The sequence below is a fragment of the Pseudomonas sp. P1_A1 genome, from assembly GCF_056406935.1.
In genome coordinates, this window is sequence record NZ_JBFTZE010000019.1 from 57,657 (window position 1) to 84,620 (window position 26,964).

Consider the following 26,964-nt stretch of genomic DNA (forward strand, 5'->3'; position numbering starts at 1 on the left):
TGAGGCGGTTCAAGCGTTGTCCGCAGCTTGCGCAGGCTTGGCCGGCAAGGTGAAACCGGACACCGAACGCCGCAGCTGGCTGGCCATTTTCGCCAGGTTGCCAATGCTCTCGGCGGTGGCGGTGGAGCCGGACGAGGTCTGCGTGGTGATCTGCTGGATCACGTTCATCGTCAGGGAAATCTGGCCGGCCGAAGACGTCTGTTGCTGCGCGGCGTTGGAAATACTCTGGATCAATGCCGCGAGGGTCTTCGATACGCCTTCGATTTCTTCCAGGGCCACTCCGGCATCCTGCGCCAGACGCGCGCCGCGCACCACTTCGGTGGTGGTCTGCTCCATGGAAATCACCGCTTCGTTGGTGTCGGTCTGAATGGCCCGCACCAGCGTTTCGATCTGCCGGGTCGCCGCGGACGAGCGCTCGGCCAGCCGCTGTACTTCGTCGGCCACCACCGCAAAACCGCGCCCGGCGTCACCGGCCATGGACGCCTGAATGGCCGCGTTGAGGGCGAGGATGTTGGTCTGATCGGCAATGTCATCGATCAGGCTGACAATGTCGCCGATTTCCTGAGAAGACTCACCGAGGCGCTTGATGCGCTTGGCGGTGTCCTGGATCTGTTCGCGAATATTGTCCATGCCGTGGATGGTGTTGTGCACCACCTCGTTGCCCTTGTTGGCAATTTCCACCGAGCGCTCGGCCACCGCTGAGGATTCGGCGGCATTGGCCGAGACCTGATCGATGGACTCGGCCATGTCGTTGATCGCCATGGAGGCCTCGGAAATCTGCTGCGCCTGATGCTCCGAGGCCTGGGCCAGGTGCATCGCGGTGGCCTGAGTTTCCTGCACGGCGGCGGCGACCTGGCCGGCGGTGAGGTTGATGGTCGCCACCAGATCGCGCAACTGGTCGACGGAATAGTTGATCGAGTCGGCGATGGTCCCGGTGAAGTCTTCGGTCACCGAGGCGGTCACGGTCAGGTCACCGTCGGCCAGGTCTTCAATTTCGTCCAGCAGGCGCATGATCGCGCTCTGATTGCGCTCGTTCTTCTCAGCGGTCTCACGCAACTGACGGTTGGTTTCGCGCACCATCACCAGGCCAATGAGGATGATCGACATCAACGCGAGCAAACCCAGCACGTAGCCACCGATGGTATCGGTGCTGCGCCCGCCGGCGAGGTTTTCGAAACGGCTGGCCAGGTGCGAAGCTTCATCGAGCAGGGTTTGCGACAGGGTAAAAATGTTGCTGGCCGATTCGCGGACCTTGAACAGCTCCGGCGAGGTTTCGAGGATTTCGTCCACCGAGCCCGACACGAATTCAAACAACTCGGAAATCTCGGTCAACCGGGCACGGGCATCGCGGTCTTCGACCTGGCTGATTTTCAGGGTCGCATTGCCCTGAAGCATGCCGTTGAGTACCTGGCCGAAACGCGCCGCGTCGCGACCGAAGGCGTCGGCGGCCTGCTGCGAGTTTTCGTCGCCGGACAGCACGGTGTTCACTGCACCGAGAATCCGCTCGGCCAGCAGCGACTGACGCTGGGCCATCGCCACCTGAGCGGCCGGGGCGCCACGTTGCAGGAGGGTTTCGACGACCTTTTCATACTCGACCTGCAACTGCGGCACGGTTTCGGCCAGGGTCGCGGCGACTTGATGCAACGACAACACAGTCTGTTCGCTGGAGAGAATGGCGTCGGTGTTTTTCAGCAGCCGCTCCCAATCCAGCTGCACCGCGCGCATTTCCGGGCGCACGGTGGACGGTGCCGGCGGCAGGCCGGTGGAGGGATCGCCTTTCTTCAGATAGCCCCAACGCAGGGCGAAGTCGTTGCGCGCATCACTGAGCAACTTGAACGCCGCAGCCTTGCCGGCGGCGGCTTCGGTGGCATTCTTGGCAATGCGTTGCGACAGCACGCGCAGCTCACCGGCGTGGCCGATGTACTGTTTGTCGTAATTCGCCTGGGTGTTGAGGTACGCGAAGTTGGCGAACAGCAGCATGATGAAGATGATCAGCGCGATGAACAGCACGATGATCTGCGACCGGCTGCGCGACCCTTCCGGCGTACCTGCGTTTGCTTTAATCATCGGTCCTCGCCTGTCCTGCCCAATTCAACCTACGCCCCGGCTACAGCGCTACATTCATGAAACCTTGCGACTGCGCCAACGCAAACGGGCTGAACACCTGCCAATTCTGCTCACGCTGAAAGCGGCCTTTGACGAACGGCGCGATCGGCCCCCGCAGCTCGTCCATGGGCACCGGCTCCAGGCTGTCCTGGGCAAAGTGCTGCAAGCCGAAGACCTCATCGACCAGCAACCCGGCGAACACGTCGTTGTGCTCCACCACCAGTATCCGCCGCTGCTTGCGCAGGGCCGACAGTTCATGGCCGGCCTCATAACCATAAAAGAAGCCGTACACATCCATGATCGGCAGCAGCCGCCCACGCAGGTTCGCTACGCCCTTGACCCAGGGCTTGACCCCCGGCATTTGGGTAACGCGCGGTTCGTGCAGGACTTCGCTGACTTCGCCCATGGGCGCGACGTACCCGTGCTCGCCCAAGCGAAAACCGATGCCGCTCCAGCTGTCCTGTCGAGTCGGCTGGGACGGCAGGTCCGCCGCCAGCAGACGACAACGTTGATCAATCTGCAGCAGCAGTTCGAAGGCTGTCAGCGACTCGGTCATGGCCGCACGATCAACCGGCCAGCACGTTGTTCAGCGTCTTGATCAGGGTGTCTTCATCGACCGGTTTGGTCAGGTAGTCCTTGGCGCCCTGGCGCGTGCCCCAGACCTTGTCGGTTTCCTGATCCTTGGTGGTGATGATGATCACCGGGATGTGTGCGGTTTCCGAGTCTTTGGTCAGCTGACGGGTCGCCTGGAAACCATTGAGGCCGGGCATGACGATGTCCATCAGCACCGCGTCGGGTTTTTCCTGACGGGCCAGGGCCACGCCGTCGGCGCCGTTTTCGGCTTTCAACACTTCATGACCGTGCTTTTCGAGCATGCCGGTCAGTTTGTACATTTCGGTCGGCGAATCATCGACGATCAGAATACGTGCCATGGTCTTCCCCATTCTTGTCGACACCAGGCCCCATGGCCGAGCGTCACTGTGCGTGTCCTACTGCGGCGAAACGACAGCAAAGCCCGGTACGTGGGCCTGAATCGCGTTCAGCAGTTCTTCCTTGCTGAAAGGCTTGGTCAAAAACTGGTCGGAGCCGACGATCCGCCCCTTGGCCTTGTCGAACAACCCGTCCCTGGACGACAGCATAATCACTGGCGTGGACTTGAACGCACTGTTGTTCTTGATCAACGCGCAGGTCTGATAGCCATCCAGACGCGGCATCATGATGTCGACAAAGATGATGCCTGGGTGATTGTCGGCAATCTTGGCCAGGGCATCGAAACCATCGATTGCGGTGATGACTTCACAGCCCACGTTTTTCAACAGCGTTTCGGCGGTGCGACGAATCGTTTTCGAATCATCGATCACCATGACCTTCAAGGCGCTGGAATGCTGTTCCATAGGGGCTCTACCGTCGCCTTTGTGAATCAATTTGTCCGTTTGCGGCCCGAAACCCTTGATACTCAAGGGCCAAGACGGCATGGCAGCCTTTTTAGCACAGTCTCCCCCTCCAATCTATCGGGTGACCTGTGCGGTGGTTTTTCCTTGACCGGGAACCCACTCAGCGCCACTCTGACGCCACTTTTTCATCGCACTTTCCACCCCAATTTCGAGGAAAACCCCATGAGCGTTCGCGTCGGGATTGTCATGGATCCTATCGCCAGCATCTCCTATAAAAAGGATAGCTCGCTGGCCATGCTGCTGGCTGCGCAAAAGCGTGGCTGGGAACTGTTCTATATGGAACAGCGCGATTTGTATCAGGCCGAGGGCCAGGCGCGTGCGCGGATGCGTCCGCTGAAAGTATTCGCCGACCCGCACAAGTGGTTCGAGCTGGGCGCCGAATCCGACGCACTGCTGAGCGACCTGGACGTGATCCTGATGCGCAAGGATCCGCCGTTCGACATGGAGTTCGTCTACTCCACTTACCTGCTGGAGCAAGCCGAAAACGCCGGCGTGCTGGTGGTCAACAAGCCGCAAAGCCTGCGTGACTGCAACGAGAAGCTGTTCGCCACGCTGTTCCCGCAGTGCACGCCACCGACCATCGTCAGCCGTCGCCCGGACGTGTTGCGTGAATTCGCCGACCATCACGGTGACGTGATCCTCAAGCCGCTGGACGGCATGGGTGGTTCGTCGATCTTCCGTCATACCGCGGGCCACCCGAACCTGTCGGTGATCCTCGAAACCCTGACCCTGCATGGCAAGCAGCAGATCATGATCCAGGGCTACCTGCCGGCGATCGTTGATGGCGACAAGCGCATCCTGATGATCGACGGCGAGCCGGTGGATTATTGCCTGGCGCGGATTCCGGCAGCAGGCGAAACCCGTGGCAACCTCGCCGCCGGTGGCCGAGGCGAAGCCCGACCGCTGACCGAGAAAGATCGCTGGATCGCCGCGCAAGTCGGCCCGACCCTGCGCGAGAAGGGCTTGCTGTTCGTCGGTCTCGACGTGATCGGTGAGCACCTGACCGAAATCAACGTCACCAGCCCGACCTGCATTCGCGAGATCGATAACGCGTTCGGCACCGACATCGGCGGCCTGCTGATGGATGCCATCGATCAGAAGCTCAAGACTCGTTGATCGAGAACAGCCAAGAGACAACCAACATTGCGTTATCATCGCCGGCTTGTAAAAAACGCGATGTTGGTTTTCTTGTCATGACACTCCCGTCCGATCTGCCCGCTGAACTCGCCCATCGTGGCGTGCGCCCGGCCGATCGCCTCGGCTTTACCCTGTTTCTCGCGGCGCTGATTCACCTGGCCTTGCTGTTGGGCGTCGGGTTCACCATGGTCGAACCCAAGCAAATCAGCAAAACCCTGGAAATCACCCTCGCCACCTTCAAAAGCGAAACCAAGCCGAAAAAAGCCGATTTCCTCGCTCAAGAGAATCAGCAAGGCAGCGGCACCCTGGATAAAAAGGCCATTCCCAAGACCACCGAGGTCGCGCCCTTCCAGGACAACAAGGTGCAGACGGTCACTCCGCCGCCAACCGCTAAACCCCAAGTGCAGGAAGCCGCACCCAAGGCCGCCGTGACGACTGTCGCGCCGAAGCCGAAAAAAGCCGCGACCAAGCAGGAAGACGTCAAGACCGAGACCAAGCCCAAGGTCGAAGCGCCGACCTTCGACAGCTCACAGCTGTCCAGCGACATCGCCAGCCTGGAAGCAGAACTGGCCAATGAACAACAGCTGTACGCCAAGCGCCCGCGCATCCACCGCTTGAGCGCCGCGTCGACCATGCGCGACAAAGGTGCCTGGTACAAGGATGAATGGCGCAAGAAGGTCGAGCGCATCGGCAACCTCAACTACCCCGACGAGGCCCGACGCAAACAGATTTATGGCAATTTGCGCCTGATGGTCTCGATCAATCGCGACGGCTCGCTGTATGAAGTATTGGTGCTGGAATCGTCCGGCCAACCGCTGCTGGATCAGGCGGCGCAGCGCATCGTGCGGCTGGCCGCGCCGTTCGCACCGTTTACCGGGGATCTGTCGGACATCGACCGCCTGGAAATCATCCGCACCTGGAGGTTTGCGCGCGGGGACCGGTTGTCCAGTAATTAGCCGGAAGATTTGCAGTGATCGAGCCAATGCCTTCGCGGGCAAGCCCGGATCAAAAAGACACCTGCACAGGCATTTCCTGTGCATCCTCAGCTTGTCAGTTCGCCCCTCCAACGCCACACTAGCGCTCATGAAGAACGTCAGCCCCAGCTACCTCAAGCATCACTTCCTGATCGCCATGCCTCACATGGCCGACCCGAACTTTGCGCACACCTTGACCTACATCGTCGAGCACACGGCCAATGGCGCCATGGGGTTGGTGGTCAATCGTCCGCAGGACCTGAACCTGGCCGATATCCTCGAGCAATTGCGCCCCGATATCGAACCGCCAGTGCTCTGCCAGCACGTGCCGATCTTTATCGGCGGCCCGGTGCAAACCGATCGCGGCTTTGTCCTGCACCCGTCGGGAAAAACCTATCAGGCCACCGTTGATCTGGAAGGTGAGTTGTCGCTGTCGACCTCCCAGGACGTGCTGTTCGCCATCGCCGACGGCGTTGGCCCCGCGAAAAGCGTGATTACCCTCGGCTACGCCGGTTGGGAAGCCGGGCAACTGGAAGCCGAACTGGCCGACAACGCCTGGCTGACATGCCCCTTCGACGCCGACATCCTGTTCAACACCAGCAGCGAGTTACGTCTCGAAGCGGCGGCCAGGCACCTGGGTATCAACCTCAGCCTGCTCACCAGCCAGGCGGGGCACGCCTGATGGCCCTGCGGCTGATTCTGGGTTTCGACTACGGCACCAAGCAGATCGGCGTTGCGGTCGGCCAGGTGATTACCGGCCAGGCCCGCGAGCTGTGCACCTTGAAGGCACAAAACGGCATTCCCGACTGGAATCAGGTCGAAGCCCTGATCAAAGAGTGGAAACCCGACGCCGTGGTGGTCGGCCTGCCGCTGAACATGGACGGCACACCCAGCGACATGTGCCTGCGGGCCGAAAAGTTCGCCCGGCGCCTGAACGGCCGCTACAACCTGCCCTTCTATACTCACGACGAACGCCTGACCACCTTCGAGGCTAAAGGTGAACGCCTGGTCCGTGGCGGCCAGAAGGGCAGTTACCGCGACAACCCGGTCGATGCCATCGCCGCCGCCCTGCTGCTGCAAGGCTGGCTCGACGAAAACACCGCACTGTTCGAATCCTCAAGCAACTGATTCTGAAGAGTCGCTACGGCGACTCCCTTAGCTACAACCCGAGCCCTACCCACGCGCCATACCCACAAAGCGGGCTCGGGACCAAGAAGGAGCAAACCATGAGCCTGCCTAATCCCGCCGAACTGATCAGCCAGATGGCGATCCGTCTCAAGGCTTATCTGGAAAACCGTGGCATCAGCGAACCGCGTTACATCGGGATTCGGACCGGTGGCATCTGGGTCGCGCAGGCGTTGCTCAAGGAGTTGGGCAGCGACGCGCCGCTGGGCACCCTCGATGTGTCCTTCTACCGCGACGACTTCAGCCAGAGCGGCCTGCACCCGCAAGTCCGCCCTTCGGCGCTGCCGTTCGAGATCGAAGGCCAGCACCTGGTGCTGATCGACGACGTGCTGATGAGCGGTCGGACCATCCGCGCCGCGATGAACGAACTGTTCGACTACGGCCGCCCGGCCAGCGTGACGCTGGTGTGCCTGCTGGACCTGGACGCCGGTGAGCTGCCGATCCGCCCGAACGTGGTTGGCGCGACCCTGTCGCTGGCGGCCCACGAACGGGTGAAGCTGTCCGGTCCGGAACTCAAGCTCGAACTGCAAGACCTCGCCCTTTAATTCGCCCTATTGAGAGTCCCCCTCGCGATGACGCCTCTAGAAACCAAGCGCCCGCTGCAGCTCAATGATCAGGGCCAGCTGCGCCACTTCCTCTCGCTCGACGGTTTGCGCCGCGAGCTGCTGACGGAAATCCTCGACACCGCCGACTCGTTCCTCGAAGTCGGCGCCCGGGCGGTGAAGAAAGTCCCGTTGTTGCGCGGCAAGACCGTGTGCAATGTGTTCTTCGAGAACTCCACCCGCACCCGCACCACCTTCGAACTGGCGGCCCAGCGGCTGTCGGCCGACGTGATTACCCTGAACGTATCCACGTCGTCGGCGAGCAAGGGCGAAACCCTGCTCGACACCCTGCGCAATCTGGAAGCCATGGCCGCCGACATGTTCGTCGTGCGCCACGGTGATTCCGGCGCGGCGCACTTCATTGCCGAGCATGTCTGCCCGCAAGTGGCGATCATCAACGGTGGCGACGGCCGTCACGCGCACCCGACCCAGGGCATGCTCGACATGCTCACCATTCGTCGGCACAAGGGTGGCTTCGAAAACCTCTCGGTGGCCATCGTCGGCGACATCCTGCACTCGCGGGTAGCACGCTCGAACATGCTGGCCCTGAAAACCCTCGGCTGCCCGGACATCCGCGTGATCGCGCCGAAAACCCTGCTGCCGATCGGCATCGAGCAATACGGTGTGAAGGTCTACACCGACATGACCGAAGGCCTGAAAGACGTCGACGTGGTGATCATGCTGCGCCTGCAGCGTGAACGCATGACCGGCGGCCTGCTGCCGAGCGAAGGCGAGTTCTACCGCCTGTTCGGCCTGACCACCGCGCGCCTGGCCGGCGCCAAACCCGATGCCATCGTGATGCACCCGGGGCCGATCAACCGAGGGGTGGAGATTGAGTCGGCGGTGGCCGACGGTCCGCACTCGGTGATTCTCAACCAGGTGACCTACGGCATCGCGATTCGTATGGCCGTGCTGTCCATGGCCATGAGCGGGCAAACAGCCCAGCGCCAATTCGAGCAGGAGAACGCCCAGTGAAGCTCAGCATTCTCGGCGCACGCGTTATCGATCCGGCCAGCGGCCTGGATCAAGTGACTGATATCCACGTTGAAGCCTGCAAGATCGTCGCCCTTGGCGCCGCTCCAGCCGGTTTTGTTGCCGTCGACACCATCGACGCCAAGGGCCTGGTGGCCGCCCCGGGCCTGGTTGACCTGAACGTAGCCCTGCGCGAGCCGGGCTACAGCCGCAAAGGCTCGATCGCCAGCGAAACCCGCGCGGCCGCCGCCGGCGGCGTGACCAGCCTGTGCTGCCCGCCGAAAACCAAACCGGTGCTGGACACCTCGGCCGTGGCCGAACTGATCCTCGACCGTGCCCGTGAGGCCGGCAACACCAAAGTATTCCCGATCGGCGCCCTGAGCAAAGGCCTGGACGGCGAACGGCTGGCCGAACTGGTCGCCTTGCGCGATGCCGGCTGCGTGGCCTTCGGCAATGGCCTGGAGAGCTTCCGCAACACCCGCACCCTGTGCCGGGCGCTGGAATACGCGGCAACGTTCGACCTGACGGTGATTTTCAACTCGCAGGATCACGACCTGGCCGAAGGCGGCCTGGCTCACGAAGGCCCGACTGCGAGCTTCCTCGGTCTGCCGGGCATTCCGGAAACCGCCGAAACCGTGGCCCTGGCCCGGGATCTGCTGCTGGTCGAGCAAAGCGGTGTGCGGGCGCACTTCAGCCAGCTCACCAGCGCGCGCGGCGTAGCGCTGATCGCTCAGGCCCAGGCTCGCGGGCTGAAGGTCACGGCGGATGTGGCGTTGTACCAGTTGATCCTCACCGACGAAGCGCTGATCGACTTCAGCAGCCTCTATCACGTCCAGCCGCCGCTGCGCACCCGCGCCGACCGCGACGGCCTGCGGGCAGCGGTGAAGTCCGGGGTGGTATCCGCCATCTCCAGCCATCACCAGCCCCATGAGCGCGACGCCAAGCTGGCACCGTTCGGCGCGACCGAACCGGGCATCAGCAGCGTTGAACTGCTGCTGCCGCTGGCGATGACCTTGGTGGAAGACGGTTTGCTCGACCTGCCGACGCTGTTGGCACGCCTGAGCGCCGGCCCTGCCGAGGCGTTGCGCCTGCCGGCGGGTAAATTGGCGGTGGGTGGTGCGGCGGATATCGTGCTGTTCGACCCGGCGGCTTCGACCGTGGCCGGTGAAACCTGGCTGTCCAAGGGCGAAAACTGCCCCTTCATTGGCCACAGCCTGCCGGGCGTGGTGCGTTACACCCTGGTGGATGGACGGATCAGCCACCAGGCGTAAAAACGAAAAGATCGCAGGCTTCGCCAGCTCCTACAGGGCATATCCCATGTAGGAACTGGCGAAGGCTGCGATCTTTTGATCTTCGCTTACAGGCTCTGCGCGTTGCGAATCGAAACCTGGTCGTTCAGCGTCCAGAAGTCATATAACACTCCCAGAAAGAACAACCCGCCCGTCACCAGGTACAGCAACCCGCTGATCCACTTCCCCTGATACATCCGGTGTACACCGAACACCCCCAGAAACGTCAGCAAGATCCACGCAACGTTGTATTCGATAGGTCCGGCGGTAAACCGCAGGTCCGCTTCACGATCCATGGCCGGAATCAGGAACACGTCGATCAACCAGCCAATACCCAGCAAGCCCAAGGTCAAAAACCAGATCGTCCCGGTCACCGGCTTGCCGTAATAGAAGCGGTGAGCCCCGGTAAAACCGAAGATCCACAGCAGGTAACCGATTACTTTGCTGTGCGTGTCTTGTTGTGAAACGGGTTGTCGATAGGTGTTCATGGATAGCCTCGATTCACACGATAGAGAAATATTCTTGAATTCTTTGTGACTTTTTTACAGGCAGCCGACATACGGCAAATGCTACCTTCACTTCCGTCAAAGCCCTGTGCCGCCTGACTTGTGTCAGACAATTGCGTCCTTTTTTCGCTTATTTGGTTCCGTTGACCCCAAGGTTGAATCGACCAACGGCCTCGGAAGGGCCAAAAAAGCTGTTATAAAGTTGCGCGCCAACCCATACGAGCCTTGCCTAATGCGTCCATTTTTCAAGACATGGCTAACCATTTGCCTATTATTGCCCCTGGCCGCCCACGCCACCAATCGTGAGCAACGTCTTCCGAACGTTAATGGTTACACCCCAAAATCCCATGTTTCTGCTCCTTCGAGCAAAAACCAACAGACGGTAACACGCTCCACCCAACTGAGCCGCGCCAACGGCAAGCTGGTTCCGCCGATGGCGACCAAGGAAAGCAGCAACGTATTGAGCCGCGCGGTAAACGTCCTCGGCACGCCTTATCGTTGGGGTGGCAGCAGCCCAAGTAAAGGGTTCGATTGCAGCGGTCTGGTGAAATACGCGTTCAACGACGCCACCTTCGACCTGCCACGCACCTCCAATGCCATGGCCAGCGGTCACGGTGAGAAAGTCGATCGCAACGAACTGAAGCCAGGCGACCTGATTTTCTTCAACATCAAGAGCCGCCGGGTCAATCATGTTGCCATCTACCTGGGCAACGACCGCTTCATCCACGCGCCACGCCGTGGCAAGTCGGTGACCATCGACACCCTGAAGAAACCGTACTGGGAAAACCACTACGTGGTTGCCAAGCGGGTTATGCCAAAAGAACCGAACGCGTTGCGGGTTGTTCAGCGCTAATTTCAAGCAAGATCAAAAGATCGCAGCCTTCGGCAGCTCCTACAGGAAAACGCGTATTCCTGCGTAGGAGCTGCCGAAGGCTGCGATCTTTTGCTTTATAAGGCACTCAGAAATTATCTGGCGACCGTGCCTTCTCCCGCGCATGCTCGCGACTGATCACGCCCTTGGTCACGAGATCCTTCAGGCACATATCCAGCGTCTGCATCCCCAGCGACCCACCGGTCTGAATCGACGAGTACATCTGCGCCACCTTGTCTTCACGGATCAGGTTACGGATCGCCGAGGTGCCGAGCATGATTTCGTGGGCGGCAATCCGCCCGCCGCCGATTTTCTTGATCAATGTCTGGGACACTACCGCCAGCAGCGACTCGGAGAGCATTGAGCGCACCATCGATTTCTCGTCTCCCGGAAACACGTCCACCACCCGGTCGATGGTTTTTGCCGCCGAGGTGGTGTGTAGCGTGCCGAATACCAGGTGACCGGTCTCGGCGGCGGTCAATGCCAGCCGAATAGTCTCCAGGTCACGCATTTCCCCCACCAGAATCACGTCCGGGTCTTCACGCAGGGCCGAGCGCAGGGCCGTGGCGAAGCTGCGGGTATCGCGATGGACTTCACGCTGATTGATCAGGCATTTACGCGATTCGTGGACGAACTCGATGGGGTCTTCGATGGTGAGGATGTGGTGATGGCGATGGTTGTTCAGGTAATCGATCATCGCCGCCAGCGTCGTGGACTTGCCGGAACCGGTCGGGCCGGTCACCAACACCAGGCCCCGGGGCGCTTCGGTAATCTTGCGAAACACGTCCCCCATGCCCAGATCGTCCATGCTCAGGACCTTCGACGGAATGGTCCGGAACACCGCGCCCGCGCCACGATTCTGGTTGAAGGCATTGACCCGGAAACGTGCCACGCCGGGCACTTCGAAGGAAAAGTCGGTTTCAAGATGCTTCTCGAAGTCCACCCGCTGGAGGTCGTTCATGATGTCGTAGATCAGGTCGTGCACCTCCTTGTGGTCCAGGGCCGGCAAGTTGATGCGTCGCACATCGCCATCGACACGGATCATCGGTGGCAGGCCGGCAGACAGGTGCAGGTCGGACGCGCCTTGTTTGGCGCTGAAAGCCAGCAGCTCAGTGATATCCATAGCGCTCCTCAATTCCAGTAGAATGCCGCGAACCTTCAGACCGCTGGCGCCTAATCCTCGCCTGAAAAGTCGCCGAGCGACGATCAGGCAAGGCAAAAGTCGGCGAAGAAGCGGAGTTGACGTCAGTCAATGAGCATTCTGAGTCGACTTTTAACGCCGCATGATCGAGTGCAGGCACTTTTCAGGCAGGATTTGATGTCCACGATAGCAGACAACACTCTTCAGGTTAGTTCACGCATCCAGGCAGCAGCCAAAGCCGCTCACCGTGATGAGAACAGCACCCAGCTACTGGCCGTGAGCAAAACCAAGCCCGCCGAGGCCCTGCGTGAAGCCTATGCCGCCGGGATCCGCGACTTTGGCGAAAACTACTTGCAGGAAGCCTTGGGCAAACAGCTCGAATTGGCCGACCTGCCCTTGATCTGGCACTTCATCGGCCCCATTCAATCGAACAAGACTCGTGCTATCGCCGAGCACTTCGACTGGGTGCACTCCGTGGATCGTTTGAAAATCGCACAACGCCTGTCCGAACAGCGCCCTGCCGATTTGCCGCCCTTGAACATCTGCATCCAGGTCAACGTCAGTGGTGAAGCCAGCAAATCCGGCTGCACCCCGGCTGACCTGCCCGACCTGGCCAATGCCATCAGCGCGCTGCCGCGTTTGAAACTGCGCGGGCTGATGGCGATTCCCGAGCCGACTGAAGATCGCGCCGCCCAGGACGCCGCCTTTGCTGCCGTGCAGAGCCTGCAAGCCAGCCTGAACCTGCCACTCGACACACTTTCCATGGGCATGAGCCACGACCTCGAGTCGGCCATCGCCCAGGGCGCCACTTGGGTCCGCATCGGTACGGCCCTGTTTGGCGCCCGCGATTACAGTCGACCATGAACTTGGCTGACTCACCTCTCTATAAGGACCTGACATGAGCAAGACTCGTATTGCCTTTATCGGAGCCGGCAACATGGCCGCCAGCCTGATCGGCGGCCTGCGCGCCAAAGGTCTGGACGCCGCGCAGATCCGCGCCAGCGATCCGGGCGAAGAAACCCGTGCCCGCGTGCACGCCGAACACGGCATCGAAATGTTTGCCGACAACGCCCAAGCCATCGAAGGCGTGGACGTGGTCGTGCTGGCGGTCAAGCCCCAGGCGATGAAAGCCGTTTGCGAAGCCATCCGCCCAAGCCTCAAGCCGAACCAGCTGGTGGTGTCGATTGCGGCCGGCATCACCTGCGCCAGCATGAACAACTGGCTTGGCGCCCAGCCGATCGTGCGCTGCATGCCCAACACCCCGGCGTTGCTGCGCCAGGGCGTGAGCGGCCTGTATGCCACGGCCCAAGTGAGCGCCGAGCAACGCCAGCAGGCCCAAGAACTGCTGTCGGCGGTCGGCATCGCTTTGTGGCTGGACGAAGAACAGCAGCTGGACGCGGTCACCGCCGTTTCCGGCTCCGGCCCTGCGTATTTCTTCCTGCTGATCGAAGCCATGACCGCTGCTGGCGTGAAGCTCGGCCTGCCACCCGAAATCGCTGCACAACTGACCGTGCAAACCGCGCTGGGCGCTGCACACATGGCAGTCGCCAGCGATGTTGACGCGGCTGAACTGCGTCGCCGCGTGACCTCGCCTGCGGGCACCACCGAAGCGGCGATCAAAGCGTTCCAGGCCGGTGGCTTCGAAGCCCTGGTGGAAAAAGCACTCGGCGCCGCCGCGCACCGCTCGGCCGAGATGGCCGAACAACTGGGCAAATAAGGAGCCTTACATGATTGGTTTGAACACCGCAGCGATTTACGTGCTGCAAACCCTCGGCAGCCTGTACCTGCTGATCGTGCTGCTGCGTTTCGTGCTGCAACTGGTGCGTGCAAACTTCTACAACCCGCTGTGCCAGTTCGCCGTAAAAGCGACCCAGCCACTGCTCAAGCCACTGCGCCGGATCATCCCGAGCCTGTTCGGCCTGGACATGTCCTCGTTGGTGCTGGCAATCCTCGTGCAACTGGCGTTGATGGCCCTGACCCTGCTGCTGACCTTCGGCACCACCGGTAACCCGCTGCAATTGCTGATCTGGTCGCTGATCGGCGTAACGGCGCTGTTCCTGAATATCTTCTTCTATGCCCTGATCATCAGCGTGATCCTGTCCTGGGTCGCACCGGGCAGCCACAACCCCGGCGCCGAGCTGGTGAACCAGATCTGCGAGCCGGCCCTGGCGCCGTTTCGCAAGATTCTGCCAAACCTCGGCGGCCTGGATATCTCGCCGATCCTGGCGTTCATGGTGCTCAAGCTGATCGACATGCTGGTGATCAACAACCTCGCAGCCTTGACCATGATGCCGCAAATCCTGCGCCTGCTGATCTGAGCCGGTGAGCTACTTTCGCTGGGACGGTGATGACCTGATTCTGGAATGTCACCTGCAACCTGCGGCCCGCAGCGATGATTTCGCCGGGCTGCACGGCGATCGCCTGAAGATCCGCCTGACGGCGCCGCCAGTCGAGGGCAAGGCCAATGCGTACCTGATGGCGTTTCTGGCCAAGGCGTTCGGGGTTTCCAAAAGCCAGGTCAGCCTGATCAGCGGCGAGTTGAACCGGCAGAAGCGGGTGCGGATCTGTTCGCCGAAGAAGCTGCCGGAGTTGCCGGATCTGGTGCGCCCGGCCTGACCTCAATGTGGCGAGGGAAAATCAGGCCCGGCCTTTGCTTGCCGCTAGCCACAGCGGTCTTTAGACTTACGCCTCATTTCAATGAGAGCAGGGTCGATGCCAGCTGCCTTCCCCCCCGATTCTGTTGGTCTGGTGACGCCGCAAGTGGCGCACTTCAGTGAACCCCTGGCCCTGGCCTGCGGTCGTTCGCTGCCAGCTTATGACCTGATCTATGAAACCTATGGCACGCTGAACGCCACGGCGAGCAATGCCGTGCTGATCTGCCATGCCTTGTCCGGTCACCATCACGCCGCCGGCTTCCACAGCCCCGACGACCGCAAGCCCGGTTGGTGGGACAGCTGCATCGGCCCCGGCAAACCGATCGACACCAACAAGTTCTTCGTGGTCAGCCTGAACAACCTTGGCGGTTGCAACGGTTCCACCGGCCCCAGCAGCATCAATCCGGAAACCGGCAAGCCGTTCGGTGCCGACTTCCCGGTACTGACCGTGGAAGACTGGGTACACAGCCAGGCGCGCCTGGCCGACCTGCTCGGCATCGACCAATGGGCGGCGGTGATCGGCGGCAGTCTGGGCGGCATGCAGGCCTTGCAGTGGACCATCTCCTACCCGGACCGCGTGCGGCACTGCCTGGCCATCGCCTCGGCGCCGAAACTGTCGGCACAGAACATCGCATTCAACGAAGTCGCACGCCAGGCGATCCTCACCGACCCGGAGTTCCACGGCGGTTCGTTCCAGGAAGCGGGCGTGATCCCCAAGCGCGGGCTGATGCTGGCGCGGATGGTCGGGCACATCACCTACCTGTCCGATGACTCCATGGGCGAAAAATTCGGTCGCGGCCTGAAGAGCGAAAAGCTCAACTACGACTTCCACAGCGTCGAGTTCCAGGTCGAAAGCTACCTGCGTTATCAAGGCGAGGAGTTTTCCGGACGTTTCGACGCCAACACCTACCTGCTGATGACCAAGGCGCTGGATTACTTCGACCCGGCGGCGAACTTCGACGATGACCTGGCGAAAACCTTCGCCAATGCCCAGGCCAAGTTCTGCGTGATGTCCTTCACCACCGACTGGCGTTTCTCCCCTGCCCGCTCGCGGGAACTGGTGGACGCGCTGATGGCGGCCAGGAAAGACGTCTGCTACCTGGAGATCGACGCTCCGCAAGGCCACGACGCGTTCCTGATTCCGATCCCGCGTTACTTGCAGGCCTTCAGCAATTACATGAACCGCATATCGCTTTGAGGAAGACATGAGAGCCGATCTGGAAATCATCCAGGAATGGATCCCCGCCGGCAGCCGCGTGCTCGACCTCGGCTGCGGTGACGGCGAGCTGCTGACCTGGCTGCGCGACCACAAGCAGGTCACCGGCTATGGCCTGGAAAACGACCCGGACAACATTGCCGAGTGCGTGGCCAAGGGCATCAACGTCATCGAGCAGGACCTGGACAAGGGCCTGGGCAACTTTGCCAGCAACAGCTTCGACATCGTGGTCATGACCCAGGCCCTGCAAGCCGTGCATTACCCGGACAAGATCCTCGACGAAATGCTGCGGGTCGGTCGCCAGTGCATCATCACCTTCCCCAACTTCGGCCACTGGCGCTGCCGCTGGTACCTGGCGAGCAAGGGCCGGATGCCGGTTTCGGAGTTTCTGCCGTACACCTGGTACAACACGCCAAACATTCACTTCTGCACCTTCGAAGACTTTGAAGCGCTGTGTCGCGAACGTGAAGCCAAGGTCATTGATCGACTTGCCGTGGATCAACAGCATCGACACGGGTGGGCCAGTAAGCTATGGCCTAATCTGTTAGGTGAGATCGGCATCTATCGCGTCAGCAGCCCCGGTCTGCCGGACCACAAGGTCGCGGTCTGAATCACGACACTTCGAGGAGAACGATCATGGGTCGTCTAGCGCTGTTTGTACTTACTGCCTGCCTGAGCGTCACCGCCATGGCCGCCGACGTCATCAAGAGCGAACGCCAGGAAACATTTGGCGATGTGACAGTGCACTACAACACCTTCAACTCGACTTATCTGACACCGGACATCGCCAAGGCGGCCGAGCTGACTCGCAGCAAAAACCAGGGCGTGATCAACGTCTCGGTGATCAAGGACGGCAAACCGCAAACAGCGCAAGTCAGCGGGACGGTCAAAGACCTGACCAGCCAAAGCGTTCCGTTGAAGTTCAAACAGATTACCGAAACCGGCGCGGTCTACTACATCGCCCAGTATCCGGTGGATCAGCAGGAAATCCGCACCTTTGAAATCAAGGTGCAGACCGGCGACAAAATCAACACCATCAATTTCAACCAAGAGCTTTTCCCCGGCGAATGATCAATTTCACGCAACTCGTACTGGCCAGCCATAACGCCGGCAAACTCAAGGAACTCCAGGCCATGCTCGGCGAGTCGGTGCACTTGCGCTCGATCGGCGAGTTCAGCAGTGTCGAGCCTGAAGAAACCGGCCTGTCGTTCGTCGAAAACGCCATTCTCAAGGCCCGCAATGCCTCGCGCATTTCCGGCCTGCCGGCCTTGGCCGACGATTCGGGGCTGGCGGTGGATTTCCTCGGCGGTGCGCCGGGTATCTATTCAGCCCGTTACGCTGACGGCAAGGGCGATGCGGCGAACAACGCCAAACTGCTCGACGTCATGAAGGACGTGCCACAAGCGGAGCGCGGCGCGCAATTCGTCTGCGTGTTGGCGCTGGTGCGTCATGCCGACGATCCGTTGCCAATCCTTTGCGAAGGCCTGTGGCATGGGCGCATCCTGACCCAGGCCAGCGGTGAGCACGGTTTCGGCTACGATCCGCTGTTCTGGGTGCCGGAGCGCGAGTGCTCCAGCGCCGAATTGAGCCCGAGTGACAAGAACCTCATCAGCCACCGCGCCCGTGCAATGGATCTGCTGCGCCAGCGTCTGGGCTTGAAATGACCATTGAATCGTCCGCGTCGCCGCTGATCTTCGGCGGCGCGCAATCGCCTCGGGCCGCTTTGCCTGTGCTGCCGCCCCTGGCGCTGTACATCCACATCCCGTGGTGTGTACGCAAATGCCCTTATTGCGACTTCAACTCCCACACCGCCAGCCCGGTGCTGCCGGAACAAGAGTATGTGGACGCCTTGCTCGCCGACCTCGATCAGGACCTGCATGCGGTCTATGGCCGCGAGCTGAGCTCGATCTTCTTCGGCGGCGGCACACCGAGCCTGTTCAGCGCCGAGGCGTTGGGCCGTTTGCTCAAGGGTGTCGAGCAACGCATTCCGTTTGCCAGCGACATAGAAATCACCCTGGAAGCCAACCCCGGGACGTTCGAGCAGGAGAAATTCCGCGCTTACCGGGCGCTGGGCATCAATCGCCTGTCGATCGGCATCCAGAGCTTTCAGGAAGAAAAACTCAAGGCCCTGGGGCGAATTCACAACGGCGATGAAGCCGTGCGCGCCGCCGGCATGGCCCGTCAGGCTGGCTTCGACAACTTCAATCTGGACCTGATGCACGGTTTGCCCGATCAGACGCTGGACGATGCCCTGAGCGACCTGCGCCAGGCCATCGCCCTGAAGCCGACGCACCTGTCCTGGTATCAGCTGACCCTGGAGCCGAACACGGTGTTCTGGAACCAGCCGCCGACGCTGCCGGAAGATGACGCCCTGTGGGACATTCAAGAGGCCGGTCAGGCGCTGTTGGCCGAGCACGGTTACGCGCAGTACGAAGTCTCGGCCTATGCCCAGCCCGGCCGTCCGGCGCGGCATAACCTCAATTACTGGAGTTTCGGCGACTTCATCGGCATCGGCGCCGGTGCCCACGGCAAGCTCAGCCATCCGGACGGGCGTATCGTGCGCACCTGGAAGACTCGCCTGCCGAAGGATTACCTCAATCCGGCCAAAAGCTTCAAGGCTGGCGAGAAAGCGCTGACCAACGAAGAACTGCCGTTCGAGTTCCTGATGAACGCCTTGCGCCTGACCGAGGGTGTCGAAGCGCGGTTGTATACGGAGCGCACCGGGATGCCCCTGGAAAGCCTTGCCGAAGGCCGCCGCGAGGCCGAACAAAGTGGCTTGTTGCAGGTCGAACCGTCACGTCTGGCAGCCACGATGCGCGGACAACTCTTTCTCAATGACTTGCTGCAGACTTTTCTGACATAAGGAAATCGAATGGATCTGGTACTCGACCTGCTCGCCACCGTGTCCCGCTGGAGCCGTAGCAACCTGTCGGAAATCTCTCTGGCACTGGTGGGCTGCTTGCTGGTGCTGTTTGGCGCCGACCTCAAGGGCTGGGTCGAGCAACGCCTGGGCAGCATCGCCGGCGCCTTGCGCATCCCGCTGATGGCCCTGCTGTGCATGGTCGGCAGCGGCGTGGCGCTGATCTATGCCACGCCATGGATCATCAAAGGCTTGAGCCAGTTCAACAACTACAGCCTGGCGCCGGTGTTGTTGGTGGTGCTGGTGTTGATCGGCGTCGTCGCCGACCGCCGCTGAGTGCTGATGATCGTTCCCCCGCTCTGCGTGGGAACGATCACAGCGTTGTGGCTTAGGACTGCTTCTCGAACTTCAGGTCCCACACGCCATGCCCAAGACGTTCGCCGCGGCGTTCGAACTTGGTGATCGGGCGTTCGGCCGGGCGCGGCACGCATTTGCCGTCTTCGGCGAGGTTGCGATAGCCCGGGGCGACGTTCATCACTTCCAGCATGTACTCGGCGTACGGTTCCCAGTCGGTGGCCATGTGCAGAATGCCGCCGACCTTCAGCTTGCTACGCACCAGTTCAGCGAACGATGCCTGAACGATACGACGCTTGTGGTGACGGCTCTTGTGCCACGGATCCGGGAAAAACAGCATCAGGCGGTCGAGACTGTTGTCGGCGATGCAACGGTTGAGCACTTCGATCGCATCGCAATCGTAGACACGCAGGTTGGTCAGGCCCTGAGTCAGCACGCCATTGAGCAGCGCGCCGACACCCGGACGGTGAACTTCAACGCCAATGAAATCCTGCTCCGGCGAAGCCGCGGCCATTTCCAGCAGCGAATGGCCCATGCCGAAACCGATTTCCAGCGAGCGCGGCGCCGAACGGCCGAACACCTGGTCGAAATCCACCGGCGCATCGGCCAGAGGCAGTACGAACAGCGGAGCGCCCTGCTCCAGGCCGCGTTGCTGGCCTTCGGTCATGCGCCCGGCGCGCATCACGAAACTCTTGATGCGGCGGTGTTGGCGCTCTTCGCCTTCTTCCTGCTGGATAGGCGTGTCGTTTGATTCAGTCATCAATGGCTCTTACTTGATCAGACCATCCAGCGGCGAGGAGGCGCTGGCATAGAGTTTTTTCGGCATGCGGCCGGCGAGGTAGGCCAGACGACCTGCCACGATGGCGTGTTTCATGGCTTCGGCCATCATGATCGGCTGCTGGGCATGGGCGATGGCCGAGTTCATCAGCACCGCGTCACAGCCCAGTTCCATGGCGATGGTGGCGTCGGAGGCAGTACCGACACCGGCATCCACCAGCACCGGAATTTTCGCCTCTTCGAGGATGATCTGCAGGTTGTACGGGTTGCAGATCCCCAGGCCCGAGCCGATCAGACCAGCCAGCGGCATGACCGCGATACAGCCGATTTCCGCCAGTTGACGGGCAATGATCGGATCATCGCTGGTGTACACCATCACGTCGAAACCTTCCTTGACCAGCACTTCGGCGGCCTTGAGGGTTTCGATCACGTTGGGGAACAGGGTTTTCTGATCCGCCAACACTTCCAGCTTCACCAGGTTGTGGCCGTCGAGCAGCTCACGGGCCAGGCGGCAGGTGCGCACGGCTTCAATGGCGTCGTAGCAACCGGCAGTGTTCGGCAGGAAGGTATAGCGATCCGGCGACAGGACTTCGAGCAGGTTCGGTTCGCCCGGGTTCTGGCCGAGGTTGGTCCGGCGCACGGCGAAGGTGACGATCTCGGCACCCGAAGCCTCGATGGCCAGGCGGGTTTCTTCCATGTCACGGTACTTGCCGGTGCCTACCAGCAAACGCGACTGGTAAGTACGACCGGCCAGGACGAAGGGCTTGTCGCTACGAACGATGCTCATGGGAAATCCTCTGTTGGGATGAGGTTCTTGCACAATGATTCTGTGGCCGATCGGGCCAGACGACTAGCCGCCGCCGATGGCGTGCACCACTTCGACCGAATCACCGTCGTTCAAGGTGGTATCTGCGTGCTGGCTGCGCGGGACGATATCCAGATTGAGCTCGACCGCCACCCGGCGCCCGGTCAGTTCCAGACGGGTCAGCAGGGCCGCAACGGTTTCACCGTCGGGCAGTTCAAGGGATTCGCCGTTCAACTGAATGCGCATGCCGAATGCCGCCATCATTTTTAGGGGCTGGCATTCTAGCCCGATCAGACTTGGCGACCCAAGCCATTCGTCACGAAATGGACTGCGTGGTCAGCTCAGCCGCCAGGCGGCAAGCCCCAGGCACAACCAACCGACCAGGAACGCCAGACCACCAAAGGGTGTGACGATCCCAAGCTTGCTGACGCCAGTCATCGTCAACAAGTACAGGCTGCCGGAAAACAACACAATACCGATGGCAAACGACGCACCGGCCCAAGTAATCAGACGACCGGGAATCTGCGTGGCCAGCAGCGCCACCCCCAGCAACGCCAAGGTATGCACCAGTTGATAAGTGACGCCCGTATGGAAAATCGTCAAATACTCAGGCGTCAGGCGGCTTTTCAGGCCGTGGGCGGCGAATGCGCCCAAGGCAACGCCGGTGAAACCGAAGAAAGCGGCTAGCACCAGAAAGCTACGCAGCATGAAGAACTCCAGTCAGACTCGATCAACAGGGTCTGTATAATGGCCGGCTCAACGGGTTCGGCCAAGCCATCTCTATGCTGCAGTTAATTTTCCGTCGTTTCACAAAGGCCCTGCTCTGGTTCGCGGCCGGCAGTGTCCTGCTGGTTCTGCTGTTTCGGGTGGTACCGCCACCGGGAACGGCGCTGATGGTCGAGCGCAAGATCGAATCCTGGTTCGACGGCGAGCCCATCGATCTGCAACGCACCTGGAAACCCTGGGATGAAATCTCCGACGACCTGAAAGTCGCGGTGATTGCCGGCGAAGACCAGAAGTTTCCCGAGCATTGGGGCTTCGATTTCAGCGCGATTCAGGCGGCGTTTGCACATAACGAGCGCGGCGGCTCGATTCGAGGCGCCAGCACCCTGAGCCAGCAAGTGTCGAAAAACCTGTTTCTGTGGTCTGGTCGCAGCTGGCTGCGTAAAGGCCTGGAAGCCTGGTTTACCGGACTGATCGAAGTGTTCTGGCCCAAGCAGCGGATTCTTGAGGTATACCTCAATAGCGTCGAGTGGGATGAAGGCGTGTTCGGCGCCGAAGCGGCGGCCCGACATCACTTTGGCGTGGGCGCTGGTTCGCTGTCCCGGCAGCAGGCAAGTTTGCTGGCCGCGGTACTGCCAAACCCGCGGGTGTGGAGCGCCAGCCATCCGACTTCTTACGTTGCAAGGCGGGCCGGGTGGATTCGCCAGCAGATGAATCAGTTGGGCGGGGACAGCTATCTGGTCGGCCTCAACGATTCCCGCCGGGCGCCGTGGGCTCAGTAACGCTGAAGATCCCACATTAGTTTTGTGGCGTATGCAGAAATAAAAACGCCCCGATCAAATGATCGGGGCGTTTTTTATTGCCGTTGCCGCAGTTACGCAGCGATCGACAACTTGAGCTTGTTCATCGCGCTCTTCTCGAGCTGAYGAATACGCTCGGCCGACACGTTGTACTTCTGCGCCAGGTCGTGCAGCGTGGCCTTTTCTTCTGCCAGCCAGCGCTGGTAGAGGATGTCGCGGCTGCGGTCGTCCAGCACTTCAAGCGCTTCGTGCAGGTTGTGGTTGGAGTTGTCGCTCCAGTCGGCGTCTTCCAGTTGACGAGCCGGATCGTACCGGTGGTCTTCCAGGTAGTTGGCCGGCGATTGGAAGGCACTGTCGTCGTCCGCTTCCGCGGCCGGGTCGAAGGCCATGTCATGGCCGGTCAGGCGACTTTCCATCTCGCGCACTTCCCGCGGCTCTACACCGAGGCTTTCCGCCACACGATGGACTTCCTCGTTGTTCAGCCAGGCCAGACGCTTCTTCTGGCTGCGCAGGTTGAAGAACAGCTTGCGCTGAGCCTTGGTGGTCGCGACTTTGACGATCCGCCAGTTGCGCAGGATGAACTCGTGGATTTCCGCCTTGATCCAGTGCACCGCAAAGGACACCAGGCGCACACCCATTTCCGGGTTGAAACGCTTGACCGCTTTCATCAAGCCGACGTTGCCTTCCTGGATCAGGTCAGCCTGGGCCAGGCCGTAACCGGAATAGCTACGGGCAATGTGTACGACAAAACGCAGGTGGGCGAGCACCATCTGCCGAGCCGCCCCCAGATCCTGCTCATAATAGAGACTCTCGGCCAGTTCACGCTCCTGCTCCGGCGTCAGCAATGGAATGCTGTTCACCGTGTGCACATAGGCCTCCAGGTTCGCACCCGGGACCAGAGCATATGCAGGCTGCAAAGAATTGGTCATACGAAAAAACCTCCGACTTACATAACTCGTGCAGTTCAGCACTGCGAAAATTGACCGGAAACCAAAAAACAAGTTCCCATAAACGCTGAAAGGTCAATACGAGCAAAATGATATTACTTTGGCGCAAGCTCCCGCAGGTGGCGTGCGACTGCAATCCATGCACCGATATACCCCAACAGCACCGCGCCAAGCAAGAGCGACAGACCGTCGGCAACTGGCACTCCGGCCAGCGCAAAATCACTGCCGTACAAACCGGCCAGTCCAACCACCGCGTCGTTCAGCCAGTTCAGGCCGAACGCCAATACGCCCCAGGAAAGAATCCCCGCACCGAAGCCATATAGCGCGCCCATGTACAGAAAGGGCCTGCGCACATAACTGTCCGTGCCGCCGACGAGTTTAATCACTTCTATCTCTGTGCGGCGGTTTTCAATATGAAGACGAATGGTATTGCCTATCACCAAAAGTAATGCAGAAACCAAAAGCACGGTCAGACCGAAGACAAAACGGTCGCCCAGCTTGAGGATGGCTGCCAGACGCTCGACCCAGACTAGATCAAGTTGCGCCTGTTGTACCTTCGGCAATTCGGAAAGTTTTTGTCGTAATGCTTCAAGCGCAGGCTTGTCGACCTCTTTCGGAGTCACCAGAACCACGCCCGGCAGCGGGTTTTCCGGCAGTTCCTTAAGGGCTTCGCCCAGTCCGGACTGCTGCTGGAACTCTTCCAGCGCCTGATCGCGACCCACGTATTCGGCATCCGCTACCCCCGGCATGCCTTTGATCTGCTCACGCAACGACTCACCCTCGGCAGGGCTGGCCTCAAGTTGCAGGTACAGGGAAATCTGCGCCGCACGCTGCCAGGAGCCACCGAGACGCTCAACGTTATTCAGCAAAAGTGACAGGCCCATCGGCAAGCTCAGGGCCACCGCCATCACCATGCAGGTGAAAAAGCTGCCGATCGGGTGCTTGCCCAAGCGACGCAAGCTGTCCAGCAAACTGGCACGATGACTTTCGATCCAGGCGCGGAACAGGGTGGCGAAATCCGGGCCATCGTCATCGTCGCGTTTTTTCTTCTGCTGTGGTTGCGGATCGGCGGCCTTCGGGGCCACACGCTCGGAAACCTTGGGGCTACGTGTCGCACTCATACGCCGGCCTCCCCGTCGCCGATCAATCGACCACGCTGCAGGGTCAGCATGCGATGACGCATGCGGGCAATCAGCGCCAGGTCGTGACTGGCGATCAGCACGCTGGTGCCCAGGCGGTTGATGTCTTCGAACACGCCCATGATTTCTGCCGCCAGACGCGGGTCGAGGTTACCGGTCGGTTCATCCGCCAGCAGCAAGGCCGGGCGGTGAACGATGGCGCGAGCGATGCCGACGCGCTGTTGCTGGCCGGTAGACAGGTCGCCAGGGTAGAGATCGGTTTTGTCCGAGAGCGCCACGCGCTCCAGGGCCGAGTCCACACGCTTGACGACCTCGGCTTTGGACAGGCCAAGGATCTGCAACGGCAACGCGACGTTATTGAACACCGTGCGATCGAACAGCAACTGGTGGTTCTGGAACACCACGCCGATCTGCCGGCGCAGGAACGGAATCTGCGCGTTGCTGATGGTGCTCAGGTCTTGCCCAGCCAGCAGCAATTTGCCGGTGGTCGGACGTTCCATGGCCAGCAACAGCCGTAACAAGGTGCTTTTTCCGGCGCCGGAATGGCCGGTGACAAACAAGAATTCGCCCCGACGGACTCGAAAGCTCAGCTCATGCAAGCCGACGTGACCGTTCGGGTAGCGTTTACCGACCTGTTCGAAACGAATCATGAACGCTCCCGCTCGGCAAACAATGCCTGGACAAAGGGTTCTGCTTCAAAAGTACGCAAATCGTCGATGCCTTCACCAACACCGATGTAACGGATCGGCAAGCCAAACTGCTTGGCCAGGGCGAAAATCACCCCGCCCTTGGCGGTGCCGTCGAGTTTGGTCAGCGCCAGGCCGGTCAATTCGACGGTCTGGTTGAATTGCTTGGCCTGGTTGATGGCGTTCTGGCCGGTACCGGCGTCGAGCACCAACAGCACCTCATGAGGCGCGTCGGCGTCGAGCTTGCCGATCACCCGGCGAACCTTCTTCAACTCTTCCATCAAATTGTCTTTGGTGTGCAGGCGACCGGCGGTGTCGGCGATCAACACATCAATGCCACGGGCCTTGGCGGCCTGCACGGCGTCGAAGATCACCGAAGCCGAGTCGGCGCCGGTGTGCTGGGCGATCACCGGGATCTTGTTGCGCTCGCCCCAGACCTGCAGTTGCTCGACCGCCGCGGCGCGGAAGGTGTCACCCGCGGCGAGCATGACTTTCTTGCCTTCCAGCTGCAGCTTCTTCGCCAACTTGCCGATGGTGGTGGTTTTGCCGGCGCCGTTGACGCCGACCACCAGAATCACGAACGGCTTGTTCTGCGAGGTAATTTTCAGCGGCTGCTCGACCGGTTTGAGCATCGCTGCCAATTCGGCTTGCAGGGATTTGTACAGCGCGTTGGCATCGGCCAGCTCCTTGCGCGCGACTTTCTGAGTCAGGCGCTGAATGATCACCGATGTCGCTTCGACGCCGACATCGGCGGTCAGCAGACGGGTTTCGATGTCTTCGAGCAGCTCGTCATCAATGATTTTCTTGCCGAGGAACAGGCTGGCCATGCCCTCGCCAATGCTGGCGCTGGTCTTGGACAGGCCTTGCTTGAGACGGGCGAAGAAACCGGCTTTGGTCTCTTCGGTACGCACAGGCTCGACTGGAGTCTGGACGGGAGCAACAGGCTCGGTGGCGACAGGAGCGATGACCGGTGCAGGTGCAGGTGCAGGTGCAGGTGCAGGTGCAGGCTCAGGCGCTTGAGCAACCGGAGCAACAAATGCTGGCACAACAGGCTCTGGAACCACTGGAGCAGGTTCGGCCACGAACACGGGCGCAACGGCTGCCGGCTCAACCACTGGCGCCCGAACCGGCTCCGGAGCAAACGCAGTCGGGGCCGGAATCGGCGGGGTGATGTGCGGCGCTTGCTCATCTTCAACCAGCGCCACCGGCTCTTCCGCTACCGGCAACGTCAGCCACGGCGTGGCAACTGGCGTCAGCGGCAATGGAGCCGCGACTTCGGTTTCAGGTACAAGCGCGGCCGCAGGTTGCAGCACCGGCTCGGCAATTGGCGCAGGCTTTTGCTCTATAACCGGTGCCGGGGTTGGCTCAGAAAGTGGCTGTGGCTGTTCGACTACGGGTTCCTGCGGCTTTTTGCGCAGCCATCCGAACAGGCTTTTCTTCTCACCAGCCGCAGCTGGGGTCTTCTTGTCGTCGTTGGAACCAAACATGGAGGACGGCTATCTCACGGTAGCGACGCGCCAAAAGGCGCCTCGGCAAATAAATAATTCGATGCTGAACAGACTGCGATTCATCCAGCTTGTTCACGCGCAACATTTTGTCGAGGTGCGAACGGCACCTCACAGAAACGATTTCACGAAGGACTGAAGCGGCAAAATCGGCGAAAAAGCAGAGTTTAGTTGATAAATCTCAGCCTTCTGCCGCAAACCCATACAACCTGATCAAACACTAAGGCTTGATAGGCGTGGCCGCCAGTAAAACGGATCAGT

Annotated in this window: 33 protein-coding genes; 19 read left to right on the top strand and 14 right to left on the bottom strand. The window is 60.7% G+C overall.

All coding sequences use genetic code 11. From position 1 onward, the window contains the following. Positions 1-9: 9 nt before the first annotated feature. From AC1D2Q_RS23720 to pilG, 4 genes are read right to left on the bottom strand one after another with little or no spacing between them, the layout of a single operon-like run. The gene (locus tag AC1D2Q_RS23720) at positions 10-2,067 is read right to left on the bottom strand and encodes a methyl-accepting chemotaxis protein (protein WP_477814738.1); all 2,058 of its coding nucleotides are present in this window, start codon (positions 2,065-2,067) and stop codon (positions 10-12) included. Between the two features lie 40 nt (positions 2,068-2,107). Next, positions 2,108-2,662 carry a chemotaxis protein CheW gene (locus tag AC1D2Q_RS23725; protein WP_477814739.1) on the bottom strand — a complete coding sequence of 185 codons (555 nt, stop codon included), beginning with the start codon at positions 2,660-2,662 and terminating at the stop codon, positions 2,108-2,110. Positions 2,663-2,672: 10 nt separating this feature from the next. Next, a complete protein-coding gene (gene pilH / locus AC1D2Q_RS23730; protein ID WP_019580623.1) occupies positions 2,673-3,038 on the bottom strand; it encodes a twitching motility response regulator PilH in 366 nt (121 codons plus the stop codon). A gap of 57 nt (positions 3,039-3,095) precedes the next feature. Next, positions 3,096-3,500: a twitching motility response regulator PilG gene (gene pilG / locus AC1D2Q_RS23735; protein WP_007897954.1), complete on the bottom strand. Its 405-nt coding sequence runs from the start codon at positions 3,498-3,500 to the stop codon at positions 3,096-3,098. A gap of 222 nt (positions 3,501-3,722) precedes the next feature. Here pilG and gshB point away from each other — a divergent pair, with 222 nt between their 5' ends. The 7 genes from gshB (at position 3,723) to AC1D2Q_RS23770 (ending at position 9,701) form a co-directional block, all read left to right on the top strand. After that, positions 3,723-4,676: a glutathione synthase gene (gene gshB, locus AC1D2Q_RS23740; protein WP_477814740.1), complete on the top strand. Its 954-nt coding sequence runs from the start codon at positions 3,723-3,725 to the stop codon at positions 4,674-4,676. A gap of 77 nt (positions 4,677-4,753) precedes the next feature. Further along, the gene (locus tag AC1D2Q_RS23745) at positions 4,754-5,653 is read left to right on the top strand and encodes an energy transducer TonB (RefSeq protein ID WP_026331823.1); all 900 of its coding nucleotides are present in this window, start codon (positions 4,754-4,756) and stop codon (positions 5,651-5,653) included. A 127-nt stretch (positions 5,654-5,780) separates the two neighbouring features. Further along, a complete protein-coding gene (locus AC1D2Q_RS23750; RefSeq protein WP_477814741.1) occupies positions 5,781-6,353 on the top strand; it encodes a YqgE/AlgH family protein in 573 nt (190 codons plus the stop codon). Next, positions 6,353-6,799 carry a Holliday junction resolvase RuvX gene (ruvX, locus tag AC1D2Q_RS23755; protein ID WP_019580620.1) on the top strand — a complete coding sequence of 149 codons (447 nt, stop codon included), beginning with the start codon at positions 6,353-6,355 and terminating at the stop codon, positions 6,797-6,799. Before AC1D2Q_RS23750 ends, ruvX begins: the two co-directional genes overlap by 1 nt. Before the next feature lie 98 nt (positions 6,800-6,897). After that, the gene (gene pyrR, locus AC1D2Q_RS23760) at positions 6,898-7,401 is read left to right on the top strand and encodes a bifunctional pyr operon transcriptional regulator/uracil phosphoribosyltransferase PyrR (protein ID WP_086944407.1); all 504 of its coding nucleotides are present in this window, start codon (positions 6,898-6,900) and stop codon (positions 7,399-7,401) included. Positions 7,402-7,428: 27 nt separating this feature from the next. Beyond that, positions 7,429-8,433 carry an aspartate carbamoyltransferase catalytic subunit gene (locus AC1D2Q_RS23765; RefSeq protein ID WP_007939362.1) on the top strand — a complete coding sequence of 335 codons (1,005 nt, stop codon included), beginning with the start codon at positions 7,429-7,431 and terminating at the stop codon, positions 8,431-8,433. Beyond that, on the top strand, positions 8,430-9,701 hold the full coding sequence (locus AC1D2Q_RS23770; RefSeq protein WP_477814742.1) for a dihydroorotase: 1,272 nt from the start codon (positions 8,430-8,432) through the stop codon (positions 9,699-9,701). Before AC1D2Q_RS23765 ends, AC1D2Q_RS23770 begins: the two co-directional genes overlap by 4 nt. Before the next feature lie 86 nt (positions 9,702-9,787). On the opposite strand, the gene AC1D2Q_RS23775 is transcribed toward AC1D2Q_RS23770, so the two are convergent. Further along, on the bottom strand, positions 9,788-10,207 hold the full coding sequence (locus AC1D2Q_RS23775; RefSeq protein ID WP_477814743.1) for an NINE protein: 420 nt from the start codon (positions 10,205-10,207) through the stop codon (positions 9,788-9,790). Positions 10,208-10,457: 250 nt separating this feature from the next. On the opposite strand from AC1D2Q_RS23775, the gene AC1D2Q_RS23780 reads away from it, so the two are divergent. After that, on the top strand, positions 10,458-11,078 hold the full coding sequence (locus AC1D2Q_RS23780; RefSeq protein ID WP_477814744.1) for a C40 family peptidase: 621 nt from the start codon (positions 10,458-10,460) through the stop codon (positions 11,076-11,078). 106 nt (positions 11,079-11,184) lie between these two features. Here AC1D2Q_RS23780 and AC1D2Q_RS23785 read toward each other — a convergent pair whose 3' ends face one another. Then, positions 11,185-12,219 carry a type IV pilus twitching motility protein PilT gene (locus AC1D2Q_RS23785; protein ID WP_018928707.1) on the bottom strand — a complete coding sequence of 345 codons (1,035 nt, stop codon included), beginning with the start codon at positions 12,217-12,219 and terminating at the stop codon, positions 11,185-11,187. Positions 12,220-12,414: 195 nt separating this feature from the next. On the opposite strand from AC1D2Q_RS23785, the gene AC1D2Q_RS23790 reads away from it, so the two are divergent. The 10 genes from AC1D2Q_RS23790 to AC1D2Q_RS23835 all read left to right on the top strand — a co-directional run bounded on the left by AC1D2Q_RS23790 (position 12,415) and on the right by AC1D2Q_RS23835 (position 19,303). Continuing rightward, on the top strand, positions 12,415-13,101 hold the full coding sequence (locus AC1D2Q_RS23790) for a YggS family pyridoxal phosphate-dependent enzyme (protein WP_477814745.1): 687 nt from the start codon (positions 12,415-12,417) through the stop codon (positions 13,099-13,101). 34 nt (positions 13,102-13,135) lie between these two features. Further along, positions 13,136-13,954 carry a pyrroline-5-carboxylate reductase gene (proC, locus tag AC1D2Q_RS23795; RefSeq protein WP_477814746.1) on the top strand — a complete coding sequence of 273 codons (819 nt, stop codon included), beginning with the start codon at positions 13,136-13,138 and terminating at the stop codon, positions 13,952-13,954. Between the two features lie 10 nt (positions 13,955-13,964). After that, positions 13,965-14,555: a YggT family protein gene (locus AC1D2Q_RS23800; RefSeq protein ID WP_019580613.1), complete on the top strand. Its 591-nt coding sequence runs from the start codon at positions 13,965-13,967 to the stop codon at positions 14,553-14,555. Positions 14,556-14,559: 4 nt separating this feature from the next. Further along, a complete protein-coding gene (locus tag AC1D2Q_RS23805; RefSeq protein WP_477814747.1) occupies positions 14,560-14,853 on the top strand; it encodes a DUF167 domain-containing protein in 294 nt (97 codons plus the stop codon). Positions 14,854-14,949: 96 nt separating this feature from the next. Further along, positions 14,950-16,089, top strand: coding sequence for a homoserine O-succinyltransferase MetX (gene metX / locus AC1D2Q_RS23810; RefSeq protein WP_477814748.1), 1,140 nt, complete (start codon positions 14,950-14,952; stop codon positions 16,087-16,089). Positions 16,090-16,096: 7 nt separating this feature from the next. Beyond that, complete coding sequence (gene metW, locus AC1D2Q_RS23815; protein WP_007939351.1) at positions 16,097-16,717, top strand: methionine biosynthesis protein MetW; 621 nt, start codon at positions 16,097-16,099, stop codon at positions 16,715-16,717. Positions 16,718-16,743: 26 nt separating this feature from the next. Further along, positions 16,744-17,178 (top strand): DUF4426 domain-containing protein, encoded by a 435-nt coding sequence (locus AC1D2Q_RS23820; RefSeq protein ID WP_477814749.1) that lies wholly within the window; start codon positions 16,744-16,746, stop codon positions 17,176-17,178. Further along, complete coding sequence (rdgB, locus tag AC1D2Q_RS23825) at positions 17,175-17,771, top strand: RdgB/HAM1 family non-canonical purine NTP pyrophosphatase (protein ID WP_477814750.1); 597 nt, start codon at positions 17,175-17,177, stop codon at positions 17,769-17,771. The genes AC1D2Q_RS23820 and rdgB overlap by 4 nt, the downstream gene beginning before the upstream one ends. Next, positions 17,768-18,970 (top strand): radical SAM family heme chaperone HemW, encoded by a 1,203-nt coding sequence (gene hemW / locus AC1D2Q_RS23830; protein WP_477814751.1) that lies wholly within the window; start codon positions 17,768-17,770, stop codon positions 18,968-18,970. Before rdgB ends, hemW begins: the two co-directional genes overlap by 4 nt. A gap of 9 nt (positions 18,971-18,979) precedes the next feature. Next, positions 18,980-19,303, top strand: coding sequence for a DUF3392 domain-containing protein (locus tag AC1D2Q_RS23835; RefSeq protein ID WP_019650219.1), 324 nt, complete (start codon positions 18,980-18,982; stop codon positions 19,301-19,303). A 52-nt stretch (positions 19,304-19,355) separates the two neighbouring features. Here AC1D2Q_RS23835 and trmB read toward each other — a convergent pair whose 3' ends face one another. The 4 genes from trmB to AC1D2Q_RS23855 form a co-directional block, all read right to left on the bottom strand. Continuing rightward, positions 19,356-20,081, bottom strand: coding sequence for a tRNA (guanosine(46)-N7)-methyltransferase TrmB (gene trmB, locus AC1D2Q_RS23840; RefSeq protein WP_477814752.1), 726 nt, complete (start codon positions 20,079-20,081; stop codon positions 19,356-19,358). Positions 20,082-20,090: 9 nt separating this feature from the next. After that, the gene (locus tag AC1D2Q_RS23845; protein WP_477814753.1) at positions 20,091-20,885 is read right to left on the bottom strand and encodes a thiazole synthase; all 795 of its coding nucleotides are present in this window, start codon (positions 20,883-20,885) and stop codon (positions 20,091-20,093) included. A gap of 63 nt (positions 20,886-20,948) precedes the next feature. Next, complete coding sequence (gene thiS / locus AC1D2Q_RS23850; RefSeq protein WP_008026157.1) at positions 20,949-21,149, bottom strand: sulfur carrier protein ThiS; 201 nt, start codon at positions 21,147-21,149, stop codon at positions 20,949-20,951. 90 nt (positions 21,150-21,239) lie between these two features. Then, positions 21,240-21,611: a DUF423 domain-containing protein gene (locus tag AC1D2Q_RS23855; protein WP_477814754.1), complete on the bottom strand. Its 372-nt coding sequence runs from the start codon at positions 21,609-21,611 to the stop codon at positions 21,240-21,242. 74 nt (positions 21,612-21,685) lie between these two features. Between AC1D2Q_RS23855 and mtgA the strand changes: the two genes are divergently transcribed. Next, positions 21,686-22,408 (top strand): monofunctional biosynthetic peptidoglycan transglycosylase, encoded by a 723-nt coding sequence (mtgA, locus tag AC1D2Q_RS23860; RefSeq protein ID WP_477814755.1) that lies wholly within the window; start codon positions 21,686-21,688, stop codon positions 22,406-22,408. Between the two features lie 92 nt (positions 22,409-22,500). Here the strand turns inward: mtgA and rpoH are convergent, their stop codons facing one another. The 4 genes from rpoH to ftsY all read right to left on the bottom strand — a co-directional run bounded on the left by rpoH (position 22,501) and on the right by ftsY (position 26,685). Beyond that, on the bottom strand, positions 22,501-23,355 hold the full coding sequence (rpoH, locus tag AC1D2Q_RS23865) for an RNA polymerase sigma factor RpoH (RefSeq protein ID WP_477814756.1): 855 nt from the start codon (positions 23,353-23,355) through the stop codon (positions 22,501-22,503). A gap of 113 nt (positions 23,356-23,468) precedes the next feature. Next, the gene (gene ftsX, locus AC1D2Q_RS23870) at positions 23,469-24,494 is read right to left on the bottom strand and encodes a permease-like cell division protein FtsX (RefSeq protein WP_018928695.1); all 1,026 of its coding nucleotides are present in this window, start codon (positions 24,492-24,494) and stop codon (positions 23,469-23,471) included. Then, the gene (gene ftsE, locus AC1D2Q_RS23875) at positions 24,491-25,162 is read right to left on the bottom strand and encodes a cell division ATP-binding protein FtsE (RefSeq protein ID WP_018928694.1); all 672 of its coding nucleotides are present in this window, start codon (positions 25,160-25,162) and stop codon (positions 24,491-24,493) included. Before ftsE ends, ftsX begins: the two co-directional genes overlap by 4 nt. Continuing rightward, positions 25,159-26,685, bottom strand: coding sequence for a signal recognition particle-docking protein FtsY (gene ftsY / locus AC1D2Q_RS23880; RefSeq protein WP_477814757.1), 1,527 nt, complete (start codon positions 26,683-26,685; stop codon positions 25,159-25,161). Before ftsY ends, ftsE begins: the two co-directional genes overlap by 4 nt. Positions 26,686-26,964: the final 279 nt, after the last annotated feature.